Genomic DNA, 23,488 nt, shown 5'->3' with positions numbered 1-23,488 from the left:
GAGGATTCAGAAATATGGATTTCAAGCAACATATCGCAATTGTACCGGATTATCCGAAAGAAGGTATTGTGTTTAAAGACATTACACCTTTAATGAATGACGGTAAAGCATACAAAGCAGCAACAGATGCAATCGTTGAGTACGCAAAAGAAAGAGATATCGATGTTGTAGTAGGACCAGAAGCTCGTGGTTTCATTATCGGTTGCCCAGTTTCTTATGCGTTAGAAGTAGGATTTGCACCAGTTCGTAAATTAGGAAAATTACCACGTGAAGTAATTACTGTTGACTACGGTAAAGAATATGGTAAAGATGTTTTAACAATCCATAAAGATGCAATTAAGCCAGGTCAACGCGTATTAATTACAGATGATCTATTAGCTACAGGTGGAACAATCGAAGCGACAATTAAGTTAGTTGAAGAGCTAGGCGGAGTTGTAGCAGGGATTGCATTCTTAGTAGAGCTTACTTACTTAGATGGTCGTAAAATGTTAGATGGTTACGATGTATTAGTATTAGAAAAATACTAATCACTATATAGGTAAAACTACGGTGATAAAAAGTACCCGTGAATCTCTTGGAGAGGAGCGGGTACTTTTGTATAATTGAACAAAAAATCATGGTGAAATGTCAGTAAAATCTTTTCCTTTTCACAATTCACAATCATTGGGTTATAATGATAGAATATAATTTATTCTATTAAATAAAGATAAAGTCAATTTTCAATAAAAGGTGATTCGATGGCAAATGAGCAGGTACTAACAGCTGAACAGGTACTCGAGAAAGCAAGTCAATATTTAGCGGATGAAGATATTGAGCTAGTGGCACGTGCCTATGAATATGCACGAGATGCGCATAGCGAACAATATAGAAAATCGGGTGAACCGTATATTATTCATCCGATTCAAGTTGCAGGTATTTTAGTTGATTTACACATGGATCCAGCTACGGTATCAGCAGGTTTCTTACATGATGTAGTGGAAGATACAGAGATCACGTTAGAAGATATTGAACGGGAATTTAACAAAGAAATTGCTATGCTTGTTGATGGTGTTACAAAGCTTGGGAAGATCAAATATAAATCTCACGAACAACAACAAGCCGAAAACCATCGCAAAATGTTTATTGCAATGGCTCAAGACATTCGAGTTATTTTAATTAAATTAGCTGATCGTCTTCATAACATGCGTACATTGAAACATTTGCCTCAAGAGAAGCAGCGTCGCATTGCGAATGAAACGTTAGAAATCTTTGCACCTTTAGCACATAGACTCGGAATTAGTACTATTAAATGGGAGCTAGAGGATACGTCACTTCGCTATTTAAATCCACAGCAATATTATCGTATTGTAAATTTAATGAAGCGTAAACGTGCAGAGCGTGAAGAATACTTAGACGAAGTAATGACTGGTATTCGTGAGAAATTAAAAGAAGTTGCAATTCAACCTGAGATTTCTGGAAGACCGAAACATATTTACAGTATTTATCGTAAAATGGCACTGCAAAATAAGCAGTTCAATGAAATTTACGATTTATTAGCTGTACGTGTCGTTGTAAATAGTATTAAAGATTGTTATGCGGTGCTTGGAATTATTCATACGTGCTGGAAGCCGATGCCAGGTCGTTTTAAAGATTATATTGCAATGCCAAAAGCAAATCTATATCAATCTCTTCATACGACTGTAATTGGACCAAAAGGTGATCCACTTGAAGTGCAAATTCGTACGAAAGAAATGCATGAAATTGCAGAATTCGGGATCGCGGCACACTGGGCGTACAAAGAAGGAAAAACAGCAGAAACAACAGGTACATTAGAGAAGAAACTCACATGGTTCCGTCAAATATTAGAATGGCAAAATGAAGCTTCTAATGCAGAAGAATTTATGGAGTCATTAAAAATTGATTTATTTTCTGACATGGTATTCGTCTTTACACCGAAAGGCGATGTAATGGAATTACCACTTGGATCGGTTCCGATTGATTTCGCGTATCGTGTCCATTCGGAAATTGGGAATAAAACAATTGGTGCAAAAGTAAACGGTAAAATGGTGACTTTGGATTATAAATTAAAAACAGGCGACATCATTGAAATTTTAACGTCGAAACATTCATATGGCCCAAGTCAAGATTGGGTAAAACTTGCTCAAACATCTCATGCGAAAAATAAAATTCGTCAATTCTTTAAGAAACAACGTAGAGACGAAAATATTGAAAAAGGCCGTGAACTTGTTGAAAAGGAAGTACGTGGTCTAGAGTATGAGATGAAAGAAGTATTAGCGCCTGATAACTTAAAACGCGTCGCTGAGAAATTTAACTTTGCAAATGAAGAAGATATGTTTGCAGCAGTTGGATATAGCGGAATTACAGCTTCGCAAATTGTTACGCGACTAACGGACAAGTTCCGCAAACAACGCGAAGAAGAAGAAATTGTTGAAGTTAAAGAAGTTCGTAAACCGATGAAAATTCGAAAATGGGATTCTGGTGTAAAGGTAAGCGGTGCTGATAATTTATTAATCCGTTTATCGAAATGCTGTAACCCAGTTCCAGGCGATGATATCGTTGGATATATTACGAAAGGCCGAGGTGTATCGATTCACCGCCGTGATTGTGTAAACGTTCATACAGAAGAAGCTGTAGAACGTTTATTAGAAGTAGAGTGGGAAGGTAGCCCTGAAAAAGAAATTGAGTATAACGTTGATATTGAAATTTCGGGTTACGATCGCCGTGGTTTATTAAATGAAGTACTGCAAGCTGTTACAGAGACGAAAACGTACATTTCAGCTGTTTCTGGTAGAAGTGACCGTAATAAAATGGCAACAATTAATATGTCAATCTCGATTCGTAACTTACAACACTTGAAAAAAGTAGTAGAACGCATTAAACGCGTTCCAGAAATTTATGCAGTACGACGCATGATGCATTAATAGGGAGTGTAGAAAGATGAGAGTTGTTTTACAACGATCAAAGAAAGCGTCTGTCACAGTAGACGGTGAGATCGTAGGACAAATTCCGTTCGGTTTAACATTACTAGTTGGCATTACGCATGAAGATACAGAAAAAGATGCAACTTATATTGCGGAAAAAATTGCAAACTTACGTATTTTTGAAGATGAGAGCGGAAAGATGAATCATTCTGTACTTGATGTAGAAGGACAAGTTCTATCTATTTCGCAATTTACATTATACGGAGATTGTCGCAAGGGAAGACGTCCAAACTTTATGGATGCTGCGAAACCTGACTACGCAGAGCGTTTATACGATTTCTTTAATGAAGAAGTTCGCAAACAAGGATTGCATGTGGAAACAGGGAAGTTCGGAGCAATGATGGACGTTTCTTTAATCAATGATGGTCCGGTGACCTTAATTGTAGAAAGTAAATAGTGTTGATAAAAAAGAGAGGGTTATATAATCCTCTCTTTTTTATACATTGTTGTATGTTTTGTTCATTTATTTGGAATCAATAGCAGTTTCGGTTATGTATAACTCTCTCATCAATATGGAACAATAAAAAGTAAAACATCCATATTGAATGTGAGGGATATACGTATGCGTATGAATGAAAAAGGGCATTCTGTTACAAATGGTGCAAATCAACTGTTTAACGTGAATTTTCATGATTTTATTTCAAAAGAGCAAAATAATACTTCAATGGAGCTTGCTTCCGAGTTTGGGATTTCTCTTCAAGATGTAAAGCGTTTAAAGAAGCAGATTGAACGTTCTTAGAGCACTTGACAATCCTACTTAACAAACGTATAGTAATTTTATATTTACATATGAATATAACCGTTGATAGAGAAGAGTAAATGAGATACACATGGAAAGAGAAGGAATGTCTTAGGCTGAAAACATTTCTGCATGATGACTGATTGAATGACACTCTAGAGGTTTCAACTTGAACGGCATATATGCTTAGTAGGGATGAACGCATATTTAAGCGTTATTAAAAAAGTGGAAGCATACGTGCTTCAATTAGGGTGGCACCACGGGTATAATACTCTCGTCCCTACTGTTTAAACAGTAGAGGCGGGAGTTTTTTTATTTTTATTAAGATTAAAACAATTTGAGGAGGAACTGAATATGTCTATTCAAATCCCACGCGGAACGCAAGATATTCTTCCAGGCACTGTTGAGTTATGGCAGTATATCGAAGGGCAAGCACGCGAAATTTGCCGTCGTTACAATTATAAAGAAATTCGTACACCAATTTTTGAGCACACTGAGCTATTTTTACGCGGTGTTGGTGATACGACAGATATCGTACAAAAAGAAATGTACTCATTCCAAGATCGTGGAGAGCGTAGCTTAACATTACGTCCAGAAGGTACTGCACCTGTTGTACGTTCTTACGTTGAAAATAAAATGTTTGGTGATGCAACACAACCAACGAAATTATACTATATCGGTCAAATGTTCCGTTATGAAAGACCACAAGCAGGTCGCTATCGTCAATTCGTACAATTCGGTATCGAAGCAATCGGCAGTAATGACCCTGCAATTGATGCAGAAGTAATTGCACTTGCTGTTGAATTTTACCGCGGCATGGGCTTAAAAAATATTAAAGTTGTATTAAACAGTTTAGGTGACGCAGCGAGTCGTCAAGCACACCGTGATGCATTAATCGCACACTTTGAGCCACGTATCGGCGAATTCTGCTCTGACTGTCAATCTCGCTTAGAAAAGAACCCACTTCGAATTTTAGACTGTAAGAAGGACCGTAACCATGAATTAATGGCAACAGCTCCATCTATTACAGAATACTTAAACGAAGATTCAGCAGTATACTACGACAAAGTACAAGAACTATTAACGATGATGGATGTTCCATTTGAAAAAGATCCGAACTTAGTGCGTGGTTTAGACTACTATCAACATACTGTTTTTGAAATTATGAGTGAGGCAGAAGGTTTCGGTGCGATCACTACATTAAGCGGTGGTGGCCGTTATAACGGACTTGTACAAGAAATCGGTGGACCAGAAATGCCAGGTATCGGTTTTGCAATGAGTATTGAACGTTTAATTATGGCGCTAAAAGCTGAAAACATTGAATTACCACTTGAACATAGCATTGATTGTTACGTTGTAGCGCTTGGTGAAAAAGCGAAAGACCATGCTGCAAAAGTGGCATTCGATCTTCGTAAAGCTGGATTGTCGGTTGAAAAAGATTATTTAGATCGCAAAATGAAAGCACAATTTAAATCAGCAGATCGTCTAAAGGCGAAATTTGTAGCTGTATTAGGAGAAGATGAGCTAGATAAAGGCATCATTAACTTAAAAGATATGGCAACAGGTGAACAAGAAGAAGTAGCGTTAGATGTATTTGCTTCATACGTAGCAGAGAAATTAATATAGGGGGAACTTACAGTGGCTGAAAGAACACATGCATGTGGAAAAGTAACAGTAGAAGCTGTTGGACAAACAGTTCAATTAAAAGGTTGGGTACAAAAACGCCGTGACTTAGGTGGATTAATCTTTATCGATTTACGTGACCGTACAGGTATCGTACAAGTTGTATTTAACCCAGAAACATCAAAAGAAGCGTTAGAAGTAGCAGAAACAATTCGTAGCGAATACGTATTACACATAGAAGGTACAGTTGTTGAACGTGGTGAAGGCGCAATTAATGACAATATGGCAACTGGTCGTATTGAAGTACAAGCAACAAAAGTAAATGTACTAAATGCAGCGAAAACAACACCAATTATCATTGCTGATGATACAGATGCATCAGAAGATGTGCGTTTAAAATATCGTTATTTAGACTTACGTCGTCCTGTAATGTTCAACACATTCAAAATGCGTCACGACGTAACAAAAACAATTCGTAACTTCTTAGATACAGAAGAGTTCTTAGAAGTAGAAACACCAATTTTAACGAAAAGTACGCCAGAAGGAGCTCGTGACTATTTAGTACCAAGTCGTGTACATGACGGTGAATTCTATGCATTACCACAGTCACCACAGTTATTTAAACAGCTTCTTATGGTCGGCGGATTTGAGCGTTACTATCAAGTAGCACGTTGTTTCCGTGATGAAGATTTACGTGCAGATCGTCAACCGGAATTCACGCAAATCGATATCGAAGCTTCATTCTTAACACAAGATGAAATTTTAGAAATGATGGAGCGTATGATGACGAAAGTTATGAAGGATGCAAAAGGTGTAGAAGTTAGTGCACCATTCCCTCGTATGAAATATGCTGATGCAATGGCTCGCTACGGTTCTGATAAGCCAGATACACGCTTTGAAATGGAACTAACAGACTTATCTGAGTTTGCAGCAGGTTGTGGCTTTAAAGTGTTTACAAGTGCTGTAGAAAGCGGCGGACAAGTAAAAGCAATCAATGCAAAAGGTGCTGCAAGTAAATATTCTCGTAAAGACATCGATGCATTAACTGAATTCGTGAAAGTATACGGTGCAAAAGGTCTAGCTTGGCTTAAAGTTGAAGAAGACGGCCTAAAAGGACCGATTGGGAAATTCTTCGGTGAAGAAGATGCAAATGTGTTAATGAGCACATTAGAAGCTACTGCTGGCGACTTATTACTATTCGTAGCAGATAAGAAGAGCGTTGTTGCAGATAGCTTAGGCGCACTTCGTTTACGTCTAGGTAAAGAGCTTGAGTTAATTGATGAAAGTAAATTTAACTTCCTATGGGTAACTGATTGGCCACTTCTTGAGTACGATGAAGATGCAGATCGTTATTTCGCAGCTCATCACCCATTCACAATGCCATTCCGTGAAGACGTTGAGCTACTAGAAACAGCACCAGAAAAAGCACGTGCACAAGCATATGACCTTGTATTAAACGGTTATGAGCTTGGTGGTGGATCACTTCGTATTTACGAGCGTGACGTACAAGAAAAAATGTTCAAAGCACTTGGATTCTCACAAGAAGAAGCGCAAGAGCAATTCGGATTCTTATTAGAAGCATTCGAATACGGTACACCACCACACGGCGGAATCGCATTAGGTTTAGATCGTCTTGTTATGTTACTTGCAGGCCGTACGAACCTTCGTGATACAATTGCATTCCCAAAAACAGCAAGCGCAAGCTGCTTATTAACAGAAGCTCCAAGCCCAGTTGCAGAAGCACAGCTTGAAGAGTTAAACTTAAAATTAAGCTTAAAAGAAGAGAAGTAAGAATAGGGTCTAGATGGTTATACTAATACCATCTAGACTTTTTTAATGGATATTTAAAAGAAGAAACAAAATCCCAGTTTACACTATGTTTTCATTATCGAAATATGTATTTTTAGGAATTCTATAACTTTTTCTATACAAATAGTCGGAAAAACGCTAGAATACATGGTAGACCATTTTTGTAATAGGAGTGTAGAGCTGAATGTTACATCAATTTTCACGTAATGAATTAGCCTTCGGTAAAGAAGGACTTGAAATATTAAAAAATAGTACAGTTGGTATTTTAGGAATTGGCGGCGTAGGCTCTTTTGCAGCTGAAGCGTTAGCACGTTCTGGCGTTGGACGTCTTGTATTAGTTGATAAAGACGTTGTAGATATTACAAACGTAAACCGTCAAATTCACGCTTTAGTATCTACTGTAGGACGTTCAAAAGTAGAATTAATGAAAGAGCGTATCGCAGACATTAACCCAGAGTGTGAAGTAATTGGACTTGAAATGTTTTATACAGATGAAACATATGAAGAGTTCTTTAAGCACGGTTTAGATTTCGTAGTGGATGCATCTGATACGATTACGTTCAAAATCCATTTAATTAAACAATGTTTACGTCGTAAAATTAAAATTATCTCATGTATGGGTGCAGCAAATAAAATGGATCCAACTCGTTTCCGTATTGCGGACATTTCTAAAACACACACAGATCCAATTGCGAAAGTCATTCGTACGAAGCTTCGTAAAGAGGGTATTAAAAAAGGTGTAAAAGTTGTCTTCTCTGACGAAAACCCAATCGTAATTCGTGAAGAGGTACGTAAAGAAATCGTACCAGACGAAAATGCAAAAATTCGTAAAGCGAAATTACCGCCTTCATCAAATGCATTCGTACCATCTGTGGCAGGCTTAATTATGGCAAGTCACGTTGTACGTGAACGTATTAAAAATGTAGAAGTGAAACGTGTAGGGCAAGAATAAAAGAAAAGCATATATCTATTTTGGATATATGCTTTTTTATATGTATTAAAGAAATATGGATATTTGCATTACTACTAGTTCAAATGTAAGTAAGGTAAGTAAGTAAAAATCATATTTATCTGATTTATAGGCGGATGTCTTTTTTAGACTGTTAATGGTGAAAAGAGCTAAAGTCAGGACGAGAAGGCCAAGAGTTATTTTGAAGATTATTAATGAAATAGCAACCATCCCCCTTTAAAGGTATATGTTTATAATAACATTTTAGTAAAAAATATCTAATCCGTTTTAGGAGTTTCCTTGTATGACAAGGAGGAATGTTATTGTCAATCTTTGTCGTTAAATCGATATCCTTTATTAAATCGTTGATATATTGCAAGTTGTGATAGATATATTCGAAAAATCGTTGATATATTGCAAGTTGTGATAGATATATTCGAAAAATCGTTGATATATTGCAAGTTGTGATAGATATATTTGAAAAATCGTTGATGTAATTTCATTTACCGACATGTATATATATGATTTACCGAAAACAAACAGGGATGTCACTCAGTCAAAAAAGTGACATCCCTGTTTTTAATTCTCAGCAGAATAAATAATATCTAAATTCCCGTTTTGATCGGTTTTGAAAATCGGGGCAATTTGCTCTTCTTGCTCTTCGACCGAAACAAGTTTTCGAGCACGATCCATAATTCGAACAAGCATCGCGTAATCTTCTTCGATTGCTTGTTGTTTTTTTGTGAGTACCGCTAATTTCGTTTCAAGTTCATGATTCGTTTTTTGCAGAGAAGTGAGCTGAGCTTGTAATACATCATTTTCAGTTTGCAACTTTGCGAGTGAAGGGTTATTATGCTCCAAGTTTTGCAAAAATGAGATGACATTTTGCATCGTAAGTTCTTGTTTACTTGGCGTAATATCTTCAGAAAACTCAGCATCGATTACGAGTTGTTTCGTTTTCGTGAACTGATTTTTTTCTATTTTAGCTTCAGAGCGCTTTAATTCTTTACGTTGTTTCTTCGCAAGCTGCACAGCATCTTCGTAATTCGGCCTTACTTCAGCATTCCATCTAAAGCCGCAAGCTGCTGAAGTCCGGTTCAACGTATCGCCGACTTCATCAAATGCTTTTATTTGTGTACTTCCGCTGCGAATATGTCGTAAAACAGTTTCTGCTAAAAGGAGATCATCTTCTTTTGTCCATGCATCTTGACGTGTTTTCATAAGCGAAGCCTCCATAATGGTGACGTTTTCGTTTATGTTACCCTTTATTTTTCGTTTTATTCGAAGTTTGTAATCTTTCATAAACAGTAGAAAGGGCTTGCTCAAATTTCCCTGTCGTTTTCGGTTTATAATATTGCTTGTTTTTTATTTTATCAGGTAAGTATTGTTGCCTTACCCAGCCATTTGGATGGTCGTGTGGATATAAATATCCAATGCCTCTTCCGAGTGATTCTGCGCCTTTGTAATGACTATCTTTTAAATGGCTTGGAATGTCACCTGTTTGACCGTTGCGTAAATCGTGTAATGCAGCATCAAGTGCTTTATAAGCTGAATTTGATTTTGGTGATAAGCATAGTTCTATAACGGCATTTGCAAGTGGGATGCGTGCTTCTGGGAATCCAACTCGTTCAGCTGATTCAATTGCAGCTAGTGTACGCGGTCCAGCTTGTGGGCTAGCAAGTCCAATATCTTCATAAGCCATAATAAGAAGGCGTCTGCCAATACTTTGTAAATCACCTGCTTCAATAAGGCGTGCTAAATAATGGAGCGCTGCATTTACATCACTTCCGCGCACTGATTTTTGAAATGCTGATAATACGTCATAATGAGCATCGCCGCCTTTGTCGTGAACGAAGCTCTTCTTTTGTAAGCATTCTTCCGCAATCTCGAGTGTGATTTCAGCCGCTTGATCGTCTGTAGTAAAGCTAGATAATACAGCAAGTTCAAGTGCGTTATAAGCGGAACGCATATCACCACCAGAGGCATTTGCAAAATGATGTAGTGCTTCATCTGTTACCGTTACAGCATATTCTCCAAGGCCTTTTTCTTTATCTTCTAAAGCTCTTTTTAACCCAATTAAAATATCATCTTCTGTTAGTGCGTGTAATTCGAAAATTTGACACCTGCTTCGAATAGCCGAGTTTATTGCATGGAATGGATTACTTGTCGTTGCACCAATTAAAGTAAGAAGTCCGCTTTCTAAGTGAGGTAATAGAAAGTCTTGCTTTGCTTTATCTAGACGGTGAACTTCATCTAAAATTAAAACGAGGTGTCGATGCATCTTTGCTTCTTGTACGACAACTTCCATATCTTTTTTATTGTGAGTAACAGCGTTTAATAGACGAAACGGGGTACCGGTACTTCCTGCAATTGCACTGGCAATGGATGTTTTTCCTGTACCTGGAGGACCGTATAAAATCATAGATTGAAAATGATTTGCTTGGACCATTCGCCATAAAATCTTTCCTTCACCAACTAAATGTTGTTGCCCAATAATTTCTTGAATATTAGTAGGGCGCATTCGATGTGCGAGTGGTTGTTTCATTTAGACCGTCTCCCTTAATATATAATCTCGTTCTATCGTATCATTTTTTTCTACGAAATTTGAAATAGGATGCTGTTTTATGGGAAAAATGAAGAATAATATTTTCATTTTTCTTTCAATTGTAATAATTTCCGAGTTTTTCAATGTGATTTTATGTTATCATTTTGATACACAAGTTGAAATTTCTTATAATACTATATTATGCTATAATTTCATAGGATTTTAAATTGTGTTCTTTTTATAAATAAGATATAACCAATAGAAGTGAAAATTTGAAAAGAGGTGCAAAATAGATGAAAATTTCAACGAAAGGCCGCTATGGCTTAACAATTATGATTGATCTTGCAAAAAAGTTTGGTGAAGGTCCAATTTCATTAAAATCAATTGCGCAGGCGCATGACTTATCCGAGCATTACTTAGAGCAATTAATTTCACCACTTCGTAACGCTCGTCTTGTAAAGAGTACGCGCGGGGCATATGGCGGATATGTATTATCTGATCAACCGGCTAACATTACAGCTGGGGATGTAATCCGTGTATTAGAGGGACCGATTAGTGTTGTAGAAATGATAGAAGAAGAAGAGCCAGCACAGCGCCAGTTATGGATGCGTGTTCGTGATGCCGTGCAAGAAGTGTTAGATAGTACAACGTTAGAAGATTTAGTACGTTATGAGGAAGAAAATCACGGGGGCTATATGTTTTACATTTAATTCCTTGTGAAACGATTTGGAAAGAAGGAGATTTAATGGAACGCATTTACTTAGATCATGCTGCGACATCTCCGACTCACCCAGAAGTGGTCGAAAAGATGATTCCATATATGACAGAAATATTCGGGAACCCGTCTAGTATTCACTTTTATGGACGTCAAACTCGTCACACAGTAGATGAGGCGAGACGAGTGTGTGCACGCAGCATTCATGCGAATCCGAATGAAATTATATTTACGAGCGGTGGTACAGAAGCTGATAATTTAGCGCTTATAGGTGTAGCACGTGCGAACCGTCATAAAGGTAACCACATAATAACGACGCAAATTGAACATCATGCGATTTTGCATACGTGCGAATTGTTAGAGCGTGAAGGGTTTGAAGTGACATATTTACCTGTCGATGAAACAGGACGCATTCAAGTTTCTGACATACAAAAGGCATTAACAGAAGAGACGATTCTTGTATCTGTTATGTTTGGGAATAATGAAGTAGGGACAATGCAACCAATTGTGGAAATAGGAAAGCTGCTAAAAGAGCATCAAGCTTATTTCCATACAGATGCGGTACAAGCTTACGGTTTAGTAGAATTTGACGTGAAAGAGTTTGGTATTGATTTATTATCAATTTCAGCTCATAAAATTAATGGGCCAAAAGGTGTAGGGTTCTTATTCGCTGGTGCAAATGTGAAATTTGAGCCGTTATTAATAGGCGGAGAGCAAGAAAGAAAACGCCGTGCTGGTACGGAAAATGTGCCTAGTATTGCTGGGCTTCAGCATGCAATTCTTATAGCTGAAAAAACTCGTGAGCAAAAAAATGCCCAATATGAAGAGTTTAAAGATATAATGGTATCTGTCTTCAAAAATGAAGGCATTACTTTCGAGGTAAACGGAAACTTAGAACATCGCTTACCGCATGTACTTAATGTAAGTTTTACAGGAATGAACATTGAACCGTTTCTTGTGAACTTAGACCTAGCTGGCATTGCAGTATCAAGTGGTTCTGCTTGTACAGCTGGTTCGATTGATCCATCACATGTATTAGTAGCGATGTTTGGAAAAGACTCCGATCAAATACGTTCATCCGTACGCTTTAGTTTTGGACTTGGAAATACGAAAGAGCAAATTGAAAAAGCGGCGTACGAAACAGTGAAAATCGTGAAGCGATTAACACAAAATTAGCATGGGAGGTGACATGATGAACAAACTACCTCACGAAACACGCGTTGTCATCGGAATGTCCGGTGGCGTCGATTCATCTGTAGCAGCACTTTTATTAAAAGAGCAAGGTTATGATGTAATCGGAATTTTTATGAAAAACTGGGATGATACAGATGAGAATGGTGTCTGCACAGCAACAGAAGATTACAATGATGTAATTGAAGTGTGTAACCAAATTGGTATTCCGTATTATGCAGTAAACTTTGAAAAACAATACTGGGATAAAGTATTTACGTACTTCTTAGATGAGTACCGAGCTGGTCGTACACCAAACCCAGATGTAATGTGTAATAAAGAAATTAAATTTAAAGCATTTTTAGAGCATGCAATTGCGCTTGGTGCCGATTATGTAGCAACAGGTCATTATGCACGCGTTGCTTATATGGACGGCGAATATAAAATGCTTCGCGGCGTTGATGACAATAAAGATCAAACATACTTCTTAAATCAATTAAGCCAAGAGCAATTATCAAAAACAATGTTCCCGTTAGGTGAACTGAAGAAACCACAAATTCGTGAAATGGCGAAAGAAGCTGGCTTAGCGACAGCGGCGAAAAAAGATAGTACAGGTATTTGCTTCATTGGTGAGCGTAACTTTAAAGATTTCTTAAGTAACTACTTACCAGCACAACCAGGTGTAATGCAAACATTATCTGGTGAAGTGAAAGGGAAGCATGACGGTTTAATGTATTATACAATTGGACAACGTCATGGTCTTGGAATTGGTGGTAATGGTGATCCATGGTTTGCTGTTGGAAAAAATCTAAAAGAAAACATTTTATATGTTGATCAAGGATTCCATAACGAACTTCTATATGGTGATGAAGTTATTGCTACGAATGTAGGATGGGTAAGTAACAAAGAAAAAGAAACAGAATTTAAGTGCACGGCGAAATTCCGTTATCGTCAAGAAGACAATAAAGTAACGGTTCAAATCGTTGATGAAAATACAGTTCGTATTCTTTGTGATGAGCCAATTCGTGCAATCACACCAGGACAAGCAGTCGTTTTCTATGATGGAGATGAGTGCTTAGGCGGTGCTACAATTGATGAAGTATACCGTAGTGGTAAGAAATTGGATTATTTAGGATAAATGAGAAGCCTCTGCCGATTAGCGGTTAGAGGTTTCTTTTACATAAAGCGAATTTTCGTTCGCTTGGAAAATACATTCTTTGTTATAATTTGTTGTAGAGGTGAAGGACATGTCAAACAAACTTGAAACAGGTATTCAATATATGCAAGAAGGAAATTGGGAAGAAGCAGCTAAAAATTTTACAGAAGCAATTGAAGAAAATCCGAAAGATGCGCTTGGATACATTAATTTTGCAAATTTATTAGACGTATTAGGTGATAGTGAGCGAGCGATTTTATTTTATAAACGTGCATTAGAGTTAGATGATAAATCTGCAGCTGCTTATTATGGCTTAGGAAACGTATATTATGGCCAAGAGCAATTTACTGAGGCGAAAGCTGTATTCGAACAAGCAATGCAAGCTGGATTACAATCAGCTGATGTAACATTTATGTTAGGTATTACACATGTACAGCTTGGAAATGATCGTCTTGCACTACCATTCTTACAAAGAGCAACAGAATTAGATGAAAATGATGTAGAAGCTGTATTCCAGTGCGGACTTTGCTTTGCGCGACTAGAACATATTCAAGAGGCGAAACCTTATTTTGAAAAGGTATTAGAAATGGATGAAGAGCATGCAGATGCGTATTACAATTTAGGTGTTGCTTACGTATTTGAAGAAAATAACGAGAAAGCTCTCGCTTTATTTAAGAAAGCAACTGAAATTCAGCCAGATCACTTTTTAGCTGGTAATGGCGTTCGTTTATTAGAGCAAGAAGCTGAATAAGATGAAAATATAGTTTAATGGGTAGTTATCCCTCATCTAAAAAGGTGGGGGATGTACTGCTCATTAAAGTGAAAATATCGGAAAGGAGAGGAAAGATGGGAAATCAACATGCAATGGATTTGTTTGAGGAAGAGAAAAAATTTATAAAAGCGCAAGTTCTTCATACCATTTTCCACAACGAAGAAAACCTCTATTCCGTTGTCAGTATGAAAGTCATTGAAACGAATGAAACGTATGACGAAAAGAAAGTAATGATAAACGGTCATTTTCCCCGCATGCATGAAGATGAAGTGTTTACATTGACAGGTCACTTTAAGGACCATCCAAAGTATGGAAAACAATATATGGTTGAAACATTTAAAAAAGAATTGCCGCAAACAAAAGCAGGTATGGTGCAATATTTAGCGAGTGATTTATTTAAAGGGATAGGAAAGCGTACAGCGGAAAAAATTGTGGATCATCTCGGGGAACATGCTATTTCTAAAATTATGGATGACCCTGAGGCGTTAAATGGTGTTGTTAACAAACAAAAGGCTCAGGAAATATATGAGACAATTGTTGAACATCAAGGATTAGAGAAAGTAATGAGCTTTTTAAATGGTTACGGTTTTGGAACGAAACTTTCTATTAAGATTTACCAGCAATATAAAGAGATGACATTAGAAGTGATTCGTAATAATCCGTATCAACTTATTGAAGAAGTGGACGGGATTGGTTTTGGACGAGCGGATGATATAGGGCGTGCGTTAGGGATATCGGGTAATCACGACGACCGTGTACGAGCGGGATGTTTTTACACATTAGAGAATGTCTCATTGCAACTTGGTCACGTTTATATGAGGAAAGATCAACTTGTAAGAGAAACGATGTCACTTTTAAACAATCAAGAAGGAAGAGTGACTGAAGAAGATATTATAGGTTGTATTGAAACGATGCAAAGTGAAGGGAAAGTCATCATAGAAGAAGAACGAGTGTATTTAGCAACTTTATTCTACTCTGAAAAAGGTGTTGTAAAGTCTATTCGTCGATTGATGAATCAAGAGGAAACACCTTCATTTCCTGAAGCAGAAGTGTTAAAAACATTAGGTGAAATTGAAGAACAGTTGAATGTACAATATGCACCGTTTCAGCAAGAAGCGATTCAAACGGCACTTCATAAACCGATGATGTTATTAACAGGTGGACCAGGAACAGGAAAAACAACCGTTATTAAAGGGATTGTTGAAATGTATGCGTCACTTCACGGATTATCGTTAAATCCGAATGAATACAGTGATGATAATCCATTTCCAATACTATTAACAGCTCCAACAGGAAGAGCAGCGAAGCGGATGAGTGAATCGACAGGACTTCCAGCTTGCACAATTCACCGTTTGCTTGGCTGGACGCCAGAAGGATCTTTCCAGCGTAATGAAACGGATCCTGTCCAAGGTAAGCTCCTTATTATCGATGAATTTTCAATGGTTGATATTTGGCTCGCAAATCAGCTATTTAAGTCGCTACCAACGAATATTCAAGTTATCGTTGTAGGTGATGAAGATCAGTTGCCATCTGTAGGACCTGGACAAGTATTAAAAGATTTATTAAATGCAGGTGCAGTTCCGACAGTGAAGCTTACTGAGATTTATCGTCAAGCAGAAGGCTCATCTGTTATTCAACTTGCCCATGCGATCAAAGACGGCACACTCCCACCAGATTTAGCGCAAAATAAAAAAGATCGTTCGTTTATCAGCTGTACAGGGGCTCAAATTGTTGAGGTTGTGAAAAAAGTTTGCGAAAACGCTAAAACAAAAGGCTTTAGTGCAAGGGATGTTCAAGTATTAGCACCGATGTACCGCGGGCCTGCTGGTATTAATGTATTAAACGAAGCGCTGCAACAAGTATTTAACCCGAAAAGGGAAAAGAGTAAAGAAATCCAGTACGGTGATGTTGTATACCGAAGAGGCGATAAAGTACTGCAACTCGTTAATCAGCCGGAGAGCCAAGTGTTTAATGGGGATATCGGAGAAATTGTTTCGGTGTTTTATGCGAAAGAAAACGTTGAGCAACAAGATATGATTATCGTTTCATTTGATGGAATTGAGGTAACGTATACAAAGCCGGATTTAAATCAAATTACACATGCATATTGTTGTTCGATTCATAAATCACAAGGTAGTGAATTTCCGATTGTTATTATGCCGATTGTGAAAAGTTACAACCGTATGTTACGCCGTAATTTAATTTACACGGGCATTACAAGAAGTAAGAAGTTCCTTATTATTTGCGGGGAGGAAGTAGCTTTCCAATCTGGTGTAAATCGCCTTGATGATGCAATGCGTCAAACAACTTTAGCTAGTCGCTTGCAGGAATCACAAGGAGAAGTACAGATGGTCACAGTTAATGGCGAGGAAATGGACGTGGAAAACATTTCACCGTATGATTTCATGTAACAAGGTGAAATTATATAGTGAAACTTTCAAACGCATAGCGTTGAAAGGCTCCAGCAATGTATAAATGAATGCGGTTTGGACATAATGGCGAATAGAATCTGGGAGACTGTAAGGAGATGAAAGCCATATGTTCATTTGTCCAAATTGCAAAGGGAAAGACATTGGAAAAATAGGTGTCAACCAATTTTATTGCTGGAATTGTTATATCGAATTATCGGTTTCAAAGGGGAAAATCCATACGCATCAAGTTGAGGAAGATGGTTCATTAAGCTCTCTTGATGATTTATTTGATGAGAATGAAAGAACGATCGGATAACGAAAAGGGGGATTTACTTTGAATCTACGCAATTCATTAATCGCATTAGGTGTTGGAGCTGCAGCATATCAATATGCTCGTAAGCAAGATGTATTTTCAAAACGCAATATGAAAAAAGCACGTAAGATGATTAAGTCTTACTTATAATCATTTCGATAAAGTGAAAAACTCCCTTATAGACAAGGGAGTTTTTTTATGCACTCATATGCAAATAAAAAAGTCCAATTTCTGAGAAAAGATAAGATAAACCGTAACAGCCAACGCCAAGTATTCCATACTGCCATAATTGCTTCGCTTTTTCTTTACGTGAGGAACGAATAAAGAACCCCTTCCAAATACCAAAGCCGATACAAATCCATTCAAGAATCATAAAAAGTGCTGATAATCCAAGCATAAACAAAACCATAATTAGCCCTCCTGATTACATTATTTCATGCTGTATTCTCAGGGGTGGTTGTCCTTGTTATGTTATTTATATGTACGTCTTTAAAAAACAGTATGGTCCGTATGAAAAGATTTTAAAAGTTTCACACATAACCTAACCCATTTATTTTCAAAATAAAGGTGGAGGAGGTTTTTCATGTGAAGAATCTTAAAATCATTTGGATATATCGTTTAGGATTATTGTTACTTGTTTTTCTTTGTTTGCTCGTCTTTTTAAAAATTAAGCCACTATGGGCACCGATTATTTTTGTATTTAAAGTAGCAATTACGCCGTTTCTTATCGCCTGTTTTATTGCGTATTTATTGCACCCTTTAATTGAAAAAATTCATAAGGAAGGGATGCCCCGTACACTTGCCATTTTGCTCATTTATATCCTTTTCTTCGGCGGAATTGGTTATGGGATTTATAAAGGAACACCAGTCGTTATTAAACAGTTACAAGAGATTAATGAACAATTTCCGCAGTTTACAAAGATGTACGATTCGTGGATGGATGGCGTTACAGAACAAACAGCGAATTTCCCTTCGTTCATTCATGAAAAGGTGAAACAACTTTTTGTGGGTGTGGAAACGAAGATTCAAGCGCTTTTAAATAAAGTGATGAGTACAGCTCGTGGTGTACTCGATTCATTGCTCATTATTTTCTTAATACCGTTCATTGTATTTTACATATTAAAAGATTATGGTGAGTTTTATCATATCTTTTGGAAACTAGTCCCAAGTAAATGGCGAGGTACGGGGCAAATGCTTGCGAAAGAAATTGATAAGTCACTTGGAAGTTATATTCGAGGACAGTTATTTGTTTGTTTAGTATTAGGGGGAGTATCAGCCCTTTCTTTTTGGTTTATCGGTATGAAATATCCATTATTGCTTGGCATTATTATTGGGGTAACGGATATAATCCCGTACTTTGGTCCTATTTTAGGAGCGATCCCGACGTTAATGATTGCAGCAACAGTATCAACGAGTTTACTTATTAAGGCGGGGATTACGATTGCTATTTTGCAATTTGTGGAAAGTAACATTTTATCGCCTTACATTGTTGGTAAGTCACTTCGTATGCATCCTGTTATTATTATGCTTGCATTACTTGTTGGAGGGGAAGTAGCTGGTATTGTAGGATTACTAATATCGGTTCCGATTTTAGCAGTTATTCGTACTGTCATTGTTCATGTGAGACCTCTCTTGAAAAAAGAAAATGTGTAAGTATAGAAGCCCTCTATGTAAGAAATAGAGGGCTAATCATATATTTATTTAGAAAGCTGCTCGTGTATCTTTTGAACGAGGGAGCTCACATCATTTGTTTGAATATGTTTTATTTTTTTCCATTCGTTATCATACATAAATACAATTTGATTGTTGAAAAGACGCTTTTGTTCTTTTAGATTAGAAATTTTTGCGAAAGAGTACTCTTCAAATATTGGATTCTTACTTACATCTGGCCCGTAAAAGAATAGCCTTTTGTTCGTTAAAATTAGCAATCCTGGCCTTGCGACGGAACGATAAATAAATATGTCTAATGAACATGCTGCGTAAAATAATATCGTTTCGTCAGTCGCTAATATGTTTTTAGCTTTGTTAAGTAAGGTTGTCATTGTGATCGCTCCTTTATTTTATTAACAATAATTTAATTATAGCAAAAAAAGTAATATTTAGAAATTTTTATAAATAATTATTGTAAGGAGATTCCAATTTATTAATAAACGCATAATATATGAAAAGGCTGTTAAGAATGAATAGTAGAATACCTATGATTAATAAGCGATTAATACAATATAAATGATTATCTACATTGACAAACTTAAGAGAATTCTATTATATTTAGTCATATAATACATTAAATCAATGACGGAACAAGTACGTTACAGTCCATTTATAGAGAGAAGCTTCCATATGGCTGAAAGAAGCTTTAAATGAAGGGTAACAGAAAGCTAATCCTGAGAGCAGCTAATCACTGCCGTCTTGCCACGTTACGGCACCATGAGGTGATGAATTGATTGTTATTGTAATCAATTCATAATTAGGGTGGTATCGCGAGTTAACTCTCGTCCCTTTTATAGGGACGGGAGTTTTTTATATTTAAGGAGGAAAATACAATGAAACAACTAACAGGCGCACAAATTCGTCAAATGTTTTTAGACTTTTTCCAAGAAAAAGGACATGCAGTAGAACCTAGTGCATCACTAGTTCCACATGAAGATCCATCTCTTCTATGGATTAATAGTGGTGTAGCAACATTAAAAAAATATTTTGATGGACGTGTAATCCCACAAAATCCACGTATTACAAATGCTCAAAAATCAATTCGTACAAACGATATTGAAAACGTAGGGAAAACAGCTCGTCACCATACATTCTTTGAAATGTTAGGAAACTTCTCAATTGGTGATTACTTCAAAGAAGAAGCAATTACATGGGCTTGGGAATTCTTAACGAGCGACAAATGGATCGGATTCGATAAAGAATTACTATCAGTTACAATCCATCCAGAAGATGAAGAAGCATTCACAATTTGGAATGAGAAAATGGGCGTTCCAAAAGAGCGTATTATCCGCTTAGAAGAAAACTTCTGGGATATCGGTGAAGGACCAAGTGGACCGAATACAGAGATTTTCTATGACCGCGGAGAAGCTTACGGTAATGACTTTAGTGACCCAGAATTATATCCAGGCGGAGAAAACGAGCGTTACTTAGAAGTATGGAACCTTGTATTCTCTCAATTTAATCATAATCCAGATGGTTCATATACACCACTTCCTAAGAAAAACATTGATACAGGGATGGGTCTAGAACGTATGACATCTATCGTTCAAGATGTGCCTACGAACTTTGATACAGATCTATTCATGCCGATGATTGGTGCAACAGAATCAATTTCTGGTGAGAAATATCGTAATGGCGATTTAGAAAAAGATATGGCGTTTAAAGTAATTGCTGACCATATCCGTACAGTAACATTTGCTGTTGGTGACGGTGCTCTTCCTTCTAACGAAGGCCGTGGTTATGTATTACGTCGTTTATTACGCCGCGCTGTTCGTTATTCGAAGAAATTAAACATTAACCGTCCATTCATGTTTGAATTAGTACCGGTTGTTGGAGAAGTAATGAAAGACTTCTATCCAGAAGTACTTGAAAAGAAAGATTTCATTGCGAAAGTTGTGAAAAACGAAGAAGAGCGTTTCCATGAAACACTTCATGATGGTGAAGCAATTTTAGCTGAAGTTATTACAAAAGCAAAAGAAGAAAAAACAACTGTTATTTCTGGAGTAGATGCGTTCCGTCTATATGACACATACGGTTTCCCAATCGAATTAACAGAAGAATATGCAGAAGAAGCTGGTATGACAGTTGACCAAGAAGGCTTCGAAAATGAAATGGAAAAACAACGTGAGCGTGCACGTGCTGCTCGTCAAGACGTTGACTCAATGCAAGTTCAAGGCGGTGTACTTGGAGAAGTTAAAGTAGCGAGTGAGTTCGTTGGTTACGGTACAGTTGCAACAGAAAGTAAAGTTGTTGCACTTGTGAAAAACGGCGAATACACAGATAGCTTACAAGCTGGTGAAGAAGGACAATTAATGCTTGATGTAACACCATTCTATGCTGAGAGCGGTGGACAAATTGCAGACCGTGGTTACCTTCTTGCTGATGGCGTGAAAGTTCTTGTAAAAGACGTGCAAAAAGCACCAAATGGTCAAAACTTACACAAAGTTGTTGTTGAAGAAGGTACATTAACGAAAGATGCGGCTGTGAAAGCTATTATCGATACGAAAAACCGTAGTAGCGTTGTGAAAAATCATACAGCAACTCACTTACTACACCAAGCATTAAAAGATGTACTTGGAACACACGTTAACCAAGCAGGTTCTCTTGTAACTTCTGAACGTTTACGCTTTGACTTCTCTCACTTCGGTCAAGTACAAGCTGACGAATTAGAAAAAATTGAGCGTATGGTAAACGAGAAAATTTGGGAAAGTATTGATGTTGAGATTTCTCAAAAAGCAATCGAAGAAGCGAAAGAAATGGGCGCAATGGCATTATTCGGTGAAAAATACGGTGATGTTGTACGCGTTGTACAAGTTGGCGATTACAGCTTAGAGCTTTGTGGTGGTTGTCACGTTGATAATACAGCTTCTATCGGTATTTTCAAAATCGTTGCTGAGTCTGGTATCGGTGCAGGAACTCGTCGTATTGAAGCAGTAACTGGTAAGTCTGCATACGAATTAATGAACGATCAAGTAGGTTTATTAAAAGAAGCAGCAGGAAAAATGAAAACAAATCCGAAAGATATTTTAACAAGAGTTGATGGTCTATTTGCCGAAGTAAAACAACTGCAAAAAGAAAACGAATCTCTTGCTGCGAAATTAAGCAATATCGAAGCTGGAAACTTAACTGATTCTGTAATGACAGTTGATGGTGTGAATGTATTAGCAGCGAAAGTAAATGTCGCAGATATGAACAACTTACGTACGATGATGGATGATCTAAAAAATAAATTAGAGTCGGCAGTTGTTGTATTAGTGTCTGTTAATGACGATAAAGTAAATATCCTAGCAGGTGTAACGAAAGACTTAATTGGCCAAGGTTACCATGCTGGTAAACTTGTGAAAGAAGTAGCTTCTCGTTGCGGCGGTGGCGGTGGTGGCCGTCCTGATATGGCACAAGCAGGCGGTAAAAACCCAGCTCAAGTCGAAGAAGCTTTAGCATTTGTACAAGAGTACGTTAAATCTGTTTCAAAATAAAGAGATAGTAGTGTACAATGGTAGGGAGAGGAGAAGTTCTTCTCCCTATACTTACTATATAAGTGAGGTGCTTGAAATGGACGGTTTTGATAAAACAATGAAGTTTAGCATTCAAGATGAAAAACAGAGTGTCCATGTAAATGATGTACTTTTAACTGTGTATGATGCACTTCAAGAAAAAGGCTATAATCCGATTAACCAAATCGTCGGTTATTTATTAAGTGGAGACCCAGCATACATACCTCGCCATAAAGATGCACGTAGCATCGTTCGCAAGCTTGAACGTGATGAGATTATTGAAGAGCTTGTGAAGTCTTACTTGAAACATCATCGTGAGGAGTAGTTTATGCGGATATTAGGTTTAGATGTAGGTACAAAAACAGTCGGAGTTGCAATTAGCGACGAAATGGGCTGGACAGCACAAGGATTAGAAACAATTAAGATTAACGAAGAACGAGGTCACTTTGGTTTTGATCGTATTTCTGAGTTAGTAAAGCAGTACAATGTGGATAAAATAGTAGTAGGTTTACCTAAAAATATGAATGGTACAATTGGCCCACGTGGTGAAGCGTGCCAACAATTTGCAGAAAACCTACGAGAGCTGTTACAATTAGACGTTGTAATGTGGGACGAGCGTTTGTCAACGATGGCAGCGGAACGTCTACTCATTTCAGCTGATGTAAGTCGTAAGAAGCGAAAACAAGTAATCGATAAGATGGCTGCAGTCGTAATCTTACAAGGATTTTTAGATAGTAAATAAGAGGTGACCAAAATGGAAGAAAATCAAATTACAATTGTAGACGAAAAAGGTAACGAACATTTATGTGAAATTATTTTCACTTTTGATGCTGAAAAATTTGGTAAAAAATCATATGTAGTCTTCTCTCCAATCGGTGAAGTAGACGAAGATGGAGACCCAATTTATGATGCAATGGCTTATGAGCAAAATGAAGAAGAGGGCGGAAGCTTACTTCCAATCGAATCTGAAGAAGAGTGGGAAATGGTACAAGAAATGTTCAACACTCTTGCTGATGAGCAAGAAGCTGAATAATAAGTACTGAAAAGATGGACGACATACAGTCCATCTTTTTTTGTATTTATATGTAAAATGAAAGATTT

23 protein-coding genes and 2 other annotated features are annotated in these 23,488 nt (G+C 37.3%); of the genes, 19 read left to right on the top strand and 4 right to left on the bottom strand.

What is annotated here, in order from left to right; genetic code table 11:
• The first annotated feature begins 14 nt into the window (after nt 1–14).
• From DN400_RS14930 to DN400_RS14905, 7 genes are all read left to right on the top strand, one after another.
• Nucleotides 15–527, top strand: coding sequence for an adenine phosphoribosyltransferase (locus DN400_RS14930; protein ID WP_000346215.1), 513 nt, complete (start codon nt 15–17; stop codon nt 525–527).
• A gap of 210 nt (nt 528–737) precedes the next feature.
• Nucleotides 738–2,921: a GTP diphosphokinase gene (relA, locus tag DN400_RS14925; RefSeq protein WP_001262795.1), complete on the top strand. Its 2,184-nt coding sequence runs from the start codon at nt 738–740 to the stop codon at nt 2,919–2,921.
• A 16-nt stretch (nt 2,922–2,937) separates the two neighbouring features.
• Nucleotides 2,938–3,378, top strand: coding sequence for a D-tyrosyl-tRNA(Tyr) deacylase (locus tag DN400_RS14920; RefSeq protein ID WP_001266965.1), 441 nt, complete (start codon nt 2,938–2,940; stop codon nt 3,376–3,378).
• 165 nt (nt 3,379–3,543) lie between these two features.
• Entirely contained in the window at nt 3,544–3,720 is a 177-nt protein-coding gene (locus tag DN400_RS29480) for a hypothetical protein (protein ID WP_001242605.1), read from the top strand.
• A gap of 54 nt (nt 3,721–3,774) precedes the next feature.
• Nucleotides 3,775–4,005: a binding site (T-box leader), on the top strand.
• A 69-nt stretch (nt 4,006–4,074) separates the two neighbouring features.
• Nucleotides 4,075–5,346: a histidine--tRNA ligase gene (gene hisS, locus DN400_RS14915; protein WP_000027079.1), complete on the top strand. Its 1,272-nt coding sequence runs from the start codon at nt 4,075–4,077 to the stop codon at nt 5,344–5,346.
• 12 nt (nt 5,347–5,358) lie between these two features.
• Entirely contained in the window at nt 5,359–7,134 is a 1,776-nt protein-coding gene (aspS, locus tag DN400_RS14910) for an aspartate--tRNA ligase (RefSeq protein WP_147801726.1), read from the top strand.
• Nucleotides 7,135–7,336: 202 nt separating this feature from the next.
• The gene (locus DN400_RS14905; protein ID WP_000903176.1) at nt 7,337–8,104 is read left to right on the top strand and encodes a tRNA threonylcarbamoyladenosine dehydratase; all 768 of its coding nucleotides are present in this window, start codon (nt 7,337–7,339) and stop codon (nt 8,102–8,104) included.
• Nucleotides 8,105–8,680: 576 nt separating this feature from the next.
• On the opposite strand, the gene DN400_RS14895 is transcribed toward DN400_RS14905, so the two are convergent.
• Nucleotides 8,681–9,322, bottom strand: coding sequence for an RsfA family transcriptional regulator (locus tag DN400_RS14895; RefSeq protein WP_000857722.1), 642 nt, complete (start codon nt 9,320–9,322; stop codon nt 8,681–8,683).
• Between the two features lie 37 nt (nt 9,323–9,359).
• Nucleotides 9,360–10,646: a replication-associated recombination protein A gene (locus tag DN400_RS14890; RefSeq protein ID WP_000812919.1), complete on the bottom strand. Its 1,287-nt coding sequence runs from the start codon at nt 10,644–10,646 to the stop codon at nt 9,360–9,362.
• 293 nt (nt 10,647–10,939) lie between these two features.
• On the opposite strand from DN400_RS14890, the gene cymR reads away from it, so the two are divergent.
• The 7 genes from cymR (at nt 10,940) to DN400_RS14855 (ending at nt 17,333) form a co-directional block, all read left to right on the top strand.
• Nucleotides 10,940–11,356 (top strand): cysteine metabolism transcriptional regulator CymR, encoded by a 417-nt coding sequence (gene cymR / locus DN400_RS14885; RefSeq protein WP_000704116.1) that lies wholly within the window; start codon nt 10,940–10,942, stop codon nt 11,354–11,356.
• Nucleotides 11,357–11,391: 35 nt separating this feature from the next.
• A complete protein-coding gene (locus DN400_RS14880) occupies nt 11,392–12,537 on the top strand; it encodes a cysteine desulfurase family protein (protein ID WP_016512300.1) in 1,146 nt (381 codons plus the stop codon).
• Between the two features lie 16 nt (nt 12,538–12,553).
• The gene (mnmA, locus tag DN400_RS14875; protein WP_001038010.1) at nt 12,554–13,669 is read left to right on the top strand and encodes a tRNA 2-thiouridine(34) synthase MnmA; all 1,116 of its coding nucleotides are present in this window, start codon (nt 12,554–12,556) and stop codon (nt 13,667–13,669) included.
• Between the two features lie 109 nt (nt 13,670–13,778).
• Nucleotides 13,779–14,438, top strand: a complete 660-nt coding sequence (locus DN400_RS14870; protein WP_000066406.1) for a tetratricopeptide repeat protein — start codon at nt 13,779–13,781, stop codon at nt 14,436–14,438.
• Nucleotides 14,439–14,533: 95 nt separating this feature from the next.
• Nucleotides 14,534–16,870, top strand: coding sequence for an SF1B family DNA helicase RecD2 (gene recD2 / locus DN400_RS14865; protein ID WP_000528080.1), 2,337 nt, complete (start codon nt 14,534–14,536; stop codon nt 16,868–16,870).
• Nucleotides 16,871–16,997: 127 nt separating this feature from the next.
• Nucleotides 16,998–17,186 carry a hypothetical protein gene (locus tag DN400_RS14860; RefSeq protein WP_000469281.1) on the top strand — a complete coding sequence of 63 codons (189 nt, stop codon included), beginning with the start codon at nt 16,998–17,000 and terminating at the stop codon, nt 17,184–17,186.
• 18 nt (nt 17,187–17,204) lie between these two features.
• On the top strand, nt 17,205–17,333 hold the full coding sequence (locus DN400_RS14855; RefSeq protein ID WP_001053553.1) for a YrzQ family protein: 129 nt from the start codon (nt 17,205–17,207) through the stop codon (nt 17,331–17,333).
• Between the two features lie 46 nt (nt 17,334–17,379).
• Here the strand turns inward: DN400_RS14855 and DN400_RS14850 are convergent, their stop codons facing one another.
• Entirely contained in the window at nt 17,380–17,592 is a 213-nt protein-coding gene (locus tag DN400_RS14850) for a hypothetical protein (RefSeq protein ID WP_000242539.1), read from the bottom strand.
• Nucleotides 17,593–17,768: 176 nt separating this feature from the next.
• Between DN400_RS14850 and DN400_RS14845 the strand changes: the two genes are divergently transcribed.
• The gene (locus DN400_RS14845; RefSeq protein ID WP_000793129.1) at nt 17,769–18,836 is read left to right on the top strand and encodes an AI-2E family transporter; all 1,068 of its coding nucleotides are present in this window, start codon (nt 17,769–17,771) and stop codon (nt 18,834–18,836) included.
• A 44-nt stretch (nt 18,837–18,880) separates the two neighbouring features.
• Here DN400_RS14845 and DN400_RS14840 read toward each other — a convergent pair whose 3' ends face one another.
• A complete protein-coding gene (locus DN400_RS14840; RefSeq protein WP_000209466.1) occupies nt 18,881–19,225 on the bottom strand; it encodes a PH domain-containing protein in 345 nt (114 codons plus the stop codon).
• A 241-nt stretch (nt 19,226–19,466) separates the two neighbouring features.
• Nucleotides 19,467–19,686, top strand: a binding site (T-box leader).
• A 40-nt stretch (nt 19,687–19,726) separates the two neighbouring features.
• Between DN400_RS14840 and alaS the strand changes: the two genes are divergently transcribed.
• The 4 genes from alaS to DN400_RS14820 all read left to right on the top strand — a co-directional run bounded on the left by alaS (nt 19,727) and on the right by DN400_RS14820 (nt 23,420).
• Nucleotides 19,727–22,369 carry an alanine--tRNA ligase gene (alaS, locus tag DN400_RS14835; protein WP_000811815.1) on the top strand — a complete coding sequence of 881 codons (2,643 nt, stop codon included), beginning with the start codon at nt 19,727–19,729 and terminating at the stop codon, nt 22,367–22,369.
• Between the two features lie 76 nt (nt 22,370–22,445).
• A complete protein-coding gene (locus DN400_RS14830; protein ID WP_000348591.1) occupies nt 22,446–22,712 on the top strand; it encodes an IreB family regulatory phosphoprotein in 267 nt (88 codons plus the stop codon).
• Nucleotides 22,713–22,715: 3 nt separating this feature from the next.
• Nucleotides 22,716–23,129 (top strand): Holliday junction resolvase RuvX, encoded by a 414-nt coding sequence (gene ruvX, locus DN400_RS14825; RefSeq protein ID WP_001221193.1) that lies wholly within the window; start codon nt 22,716–22,718, stop codon nt 23,127–23,129.
• 12 nt (nt 23,130–23,141) lie between these two features.
• Nucleotides 23,142–23,420, top strand: coding sequence for a DUF1292 domain-containing protein (locus DN400_RS14820; protein ID WP_000392245.1), 279 nt, complete (start codon nt 23,142–23,144; stop codon nt 23,418–23,420).
• Nucleotides 23,421–23,488: the final 68 nt, after the last annotated feature.

The sequence above is a fragment of the Bacillus sp. AR8-1 genome (genome assembly GCF_008042345.1).
Taxonomy (GTDB): domain Bacteria; phylum Bacillota; class Bacilli; order Bacillales; family Bacillaceae_G; genus Bacillus_A; species Bacillus_A cereus.
This window is presented reverse-complemented; position numbering and strand designations above follow the sequence as displayed.

Excerpts from the sequence above, each read along its gene's own strand:
- DN400_RS14830 (WP_000348591.1), top strand. The coding sequence starts at position 22,446 with ATGGACGGTTTTGATAAAACAATGAAGTTTAGCATTCAAGATGAAAAA.
- DN400_RS14840 (WP_000209466.1), bottom strand. The coding sequence starts at position 19,225 with ATGACAACCTTACTTAACAAAGCTAAAAACATATTAGCGACTGACGAA.
- cymR (WP_000704116.1), top strand. The coding sequence starts at position 10,940 with ATGAAAATTTCAACGAAAGGCCGCTATGGCTTAACAATTATGATTGAT.
- DN400_RS14895 (WP_000857722.1), bottom strand. The coding sequence starts at position 9,322 with ATGAAAACACGTCAAGATGCATGGACAAAAGAAGATGATCTCCTTTTA.
- mnmA (WP_001038010.1), top strand. The coding sequence starts at position 12,554 with ATGAACAAACTACCTCACGAAACACGCGTTGTCATCGGAATGTCCGGT.
- DN400_RS14890 (WP_000812919.1), bottom strand. The coding sequence starts at position 10,646 with ATGAAACAACCACTCGCACATCGAATGCGCCCTACTAATATTCAAGAA.
- ruvX (WP_001221193.1), top strand. The coding sequence starts at position 22,716 with ATGCGGATATTAGGTTTAGATGTAGGTACAAAAACAGTCGGAGTTGCA.
- DN400_RS14930 (WP_000346215.1), top strand. The coding sequence starts at position 15 with ATGGATTTCAAGCAACATATCGCAATTGTACCGGATTATCCGAAAGAA.
- DN400_RS14870 (WP_000066406.1), top strand. The coding sequence starts at position 13,779 with ATGTCAAACAAACTTGAAACAGGTATTCAATATATGCAAGAAGGAAAT.
- alaS (WP_000811815.1), top strand. The coding sequence starts at position 19,727 with ATGAAACAACTAACAGGCGCACAAATTCGTCAAATGTTTTTAGACTTT.
- DN400_RS29480 (WP_001242605.1), top strand. The coding sequence starts at position 3,544 with ATGCGTATGAATGAAAAAGGGCATTCTGTTACAAATGGTGCAAATCAA.
- DN400_RS14860 (WP_000469281.1), top strand. The coding sequence starts at position 16,998 with ATGTTCATTTGTCCAAATTGCAAAGGGAAAGACATTGGAAAAATAGGT.
- DN400_RS14820 (WP_000392245.1), top strand. The coding sequence starts at position 23,142 with ATGGAAGAAAATCAAATTACAATTGTAGACGAAAAAGGTAACGAACAT.
- relA (WP_001262795.1), top strand. The coding sequence starts at position 738 with ATGGCAAATGAGCAGGTACTAACAGCTGAACAGGTACTCGAGAAAGCA.
- recD2 (WP_000528080.1), top strand. The coding sequence starts at position 14,534 with ATGGGAAATCAACATGCAATGGATTTGTTTGAGGAAGAGAAAAAATTT.
- DN400_RS14880 (WP_016512300.1), top strand. The coding sequence starts at position 11,392 with ATGGAACGCATTTACTTAGATCATGCTGCGACATCTCCGACTCACCCA.
- DN400_RS14905 (WP_000903176.1), top strand. The coding sequence starts at position 7,337 with ATGTTACATCAATTTTCACGTAATGAATTAGCCTTCGGTAAAGAAGGA.
- DN400_RS14850 (WP_000242539.1), bottom strand. The coding sequence starts at position 17,592 with ATGGTTTTGTTTATGCTTGGATTATCAGCACTTTTTATGATTCTTGAA.
- DN400_RS14920 (WP_001266965.1), top strand. The coding sequence starts at position 2,938 with ATGAGAGTTGTTTTACAACGATCAAAGAAAGCGTCTGTCACAGTAGAC.
- hisS (WP_000027079.1), top strand. The coding sequence starts at position 4,075 with ATGTCTATTCAAATCCCACGCGGAACGCAAGATATTCTTCCAGGCACT.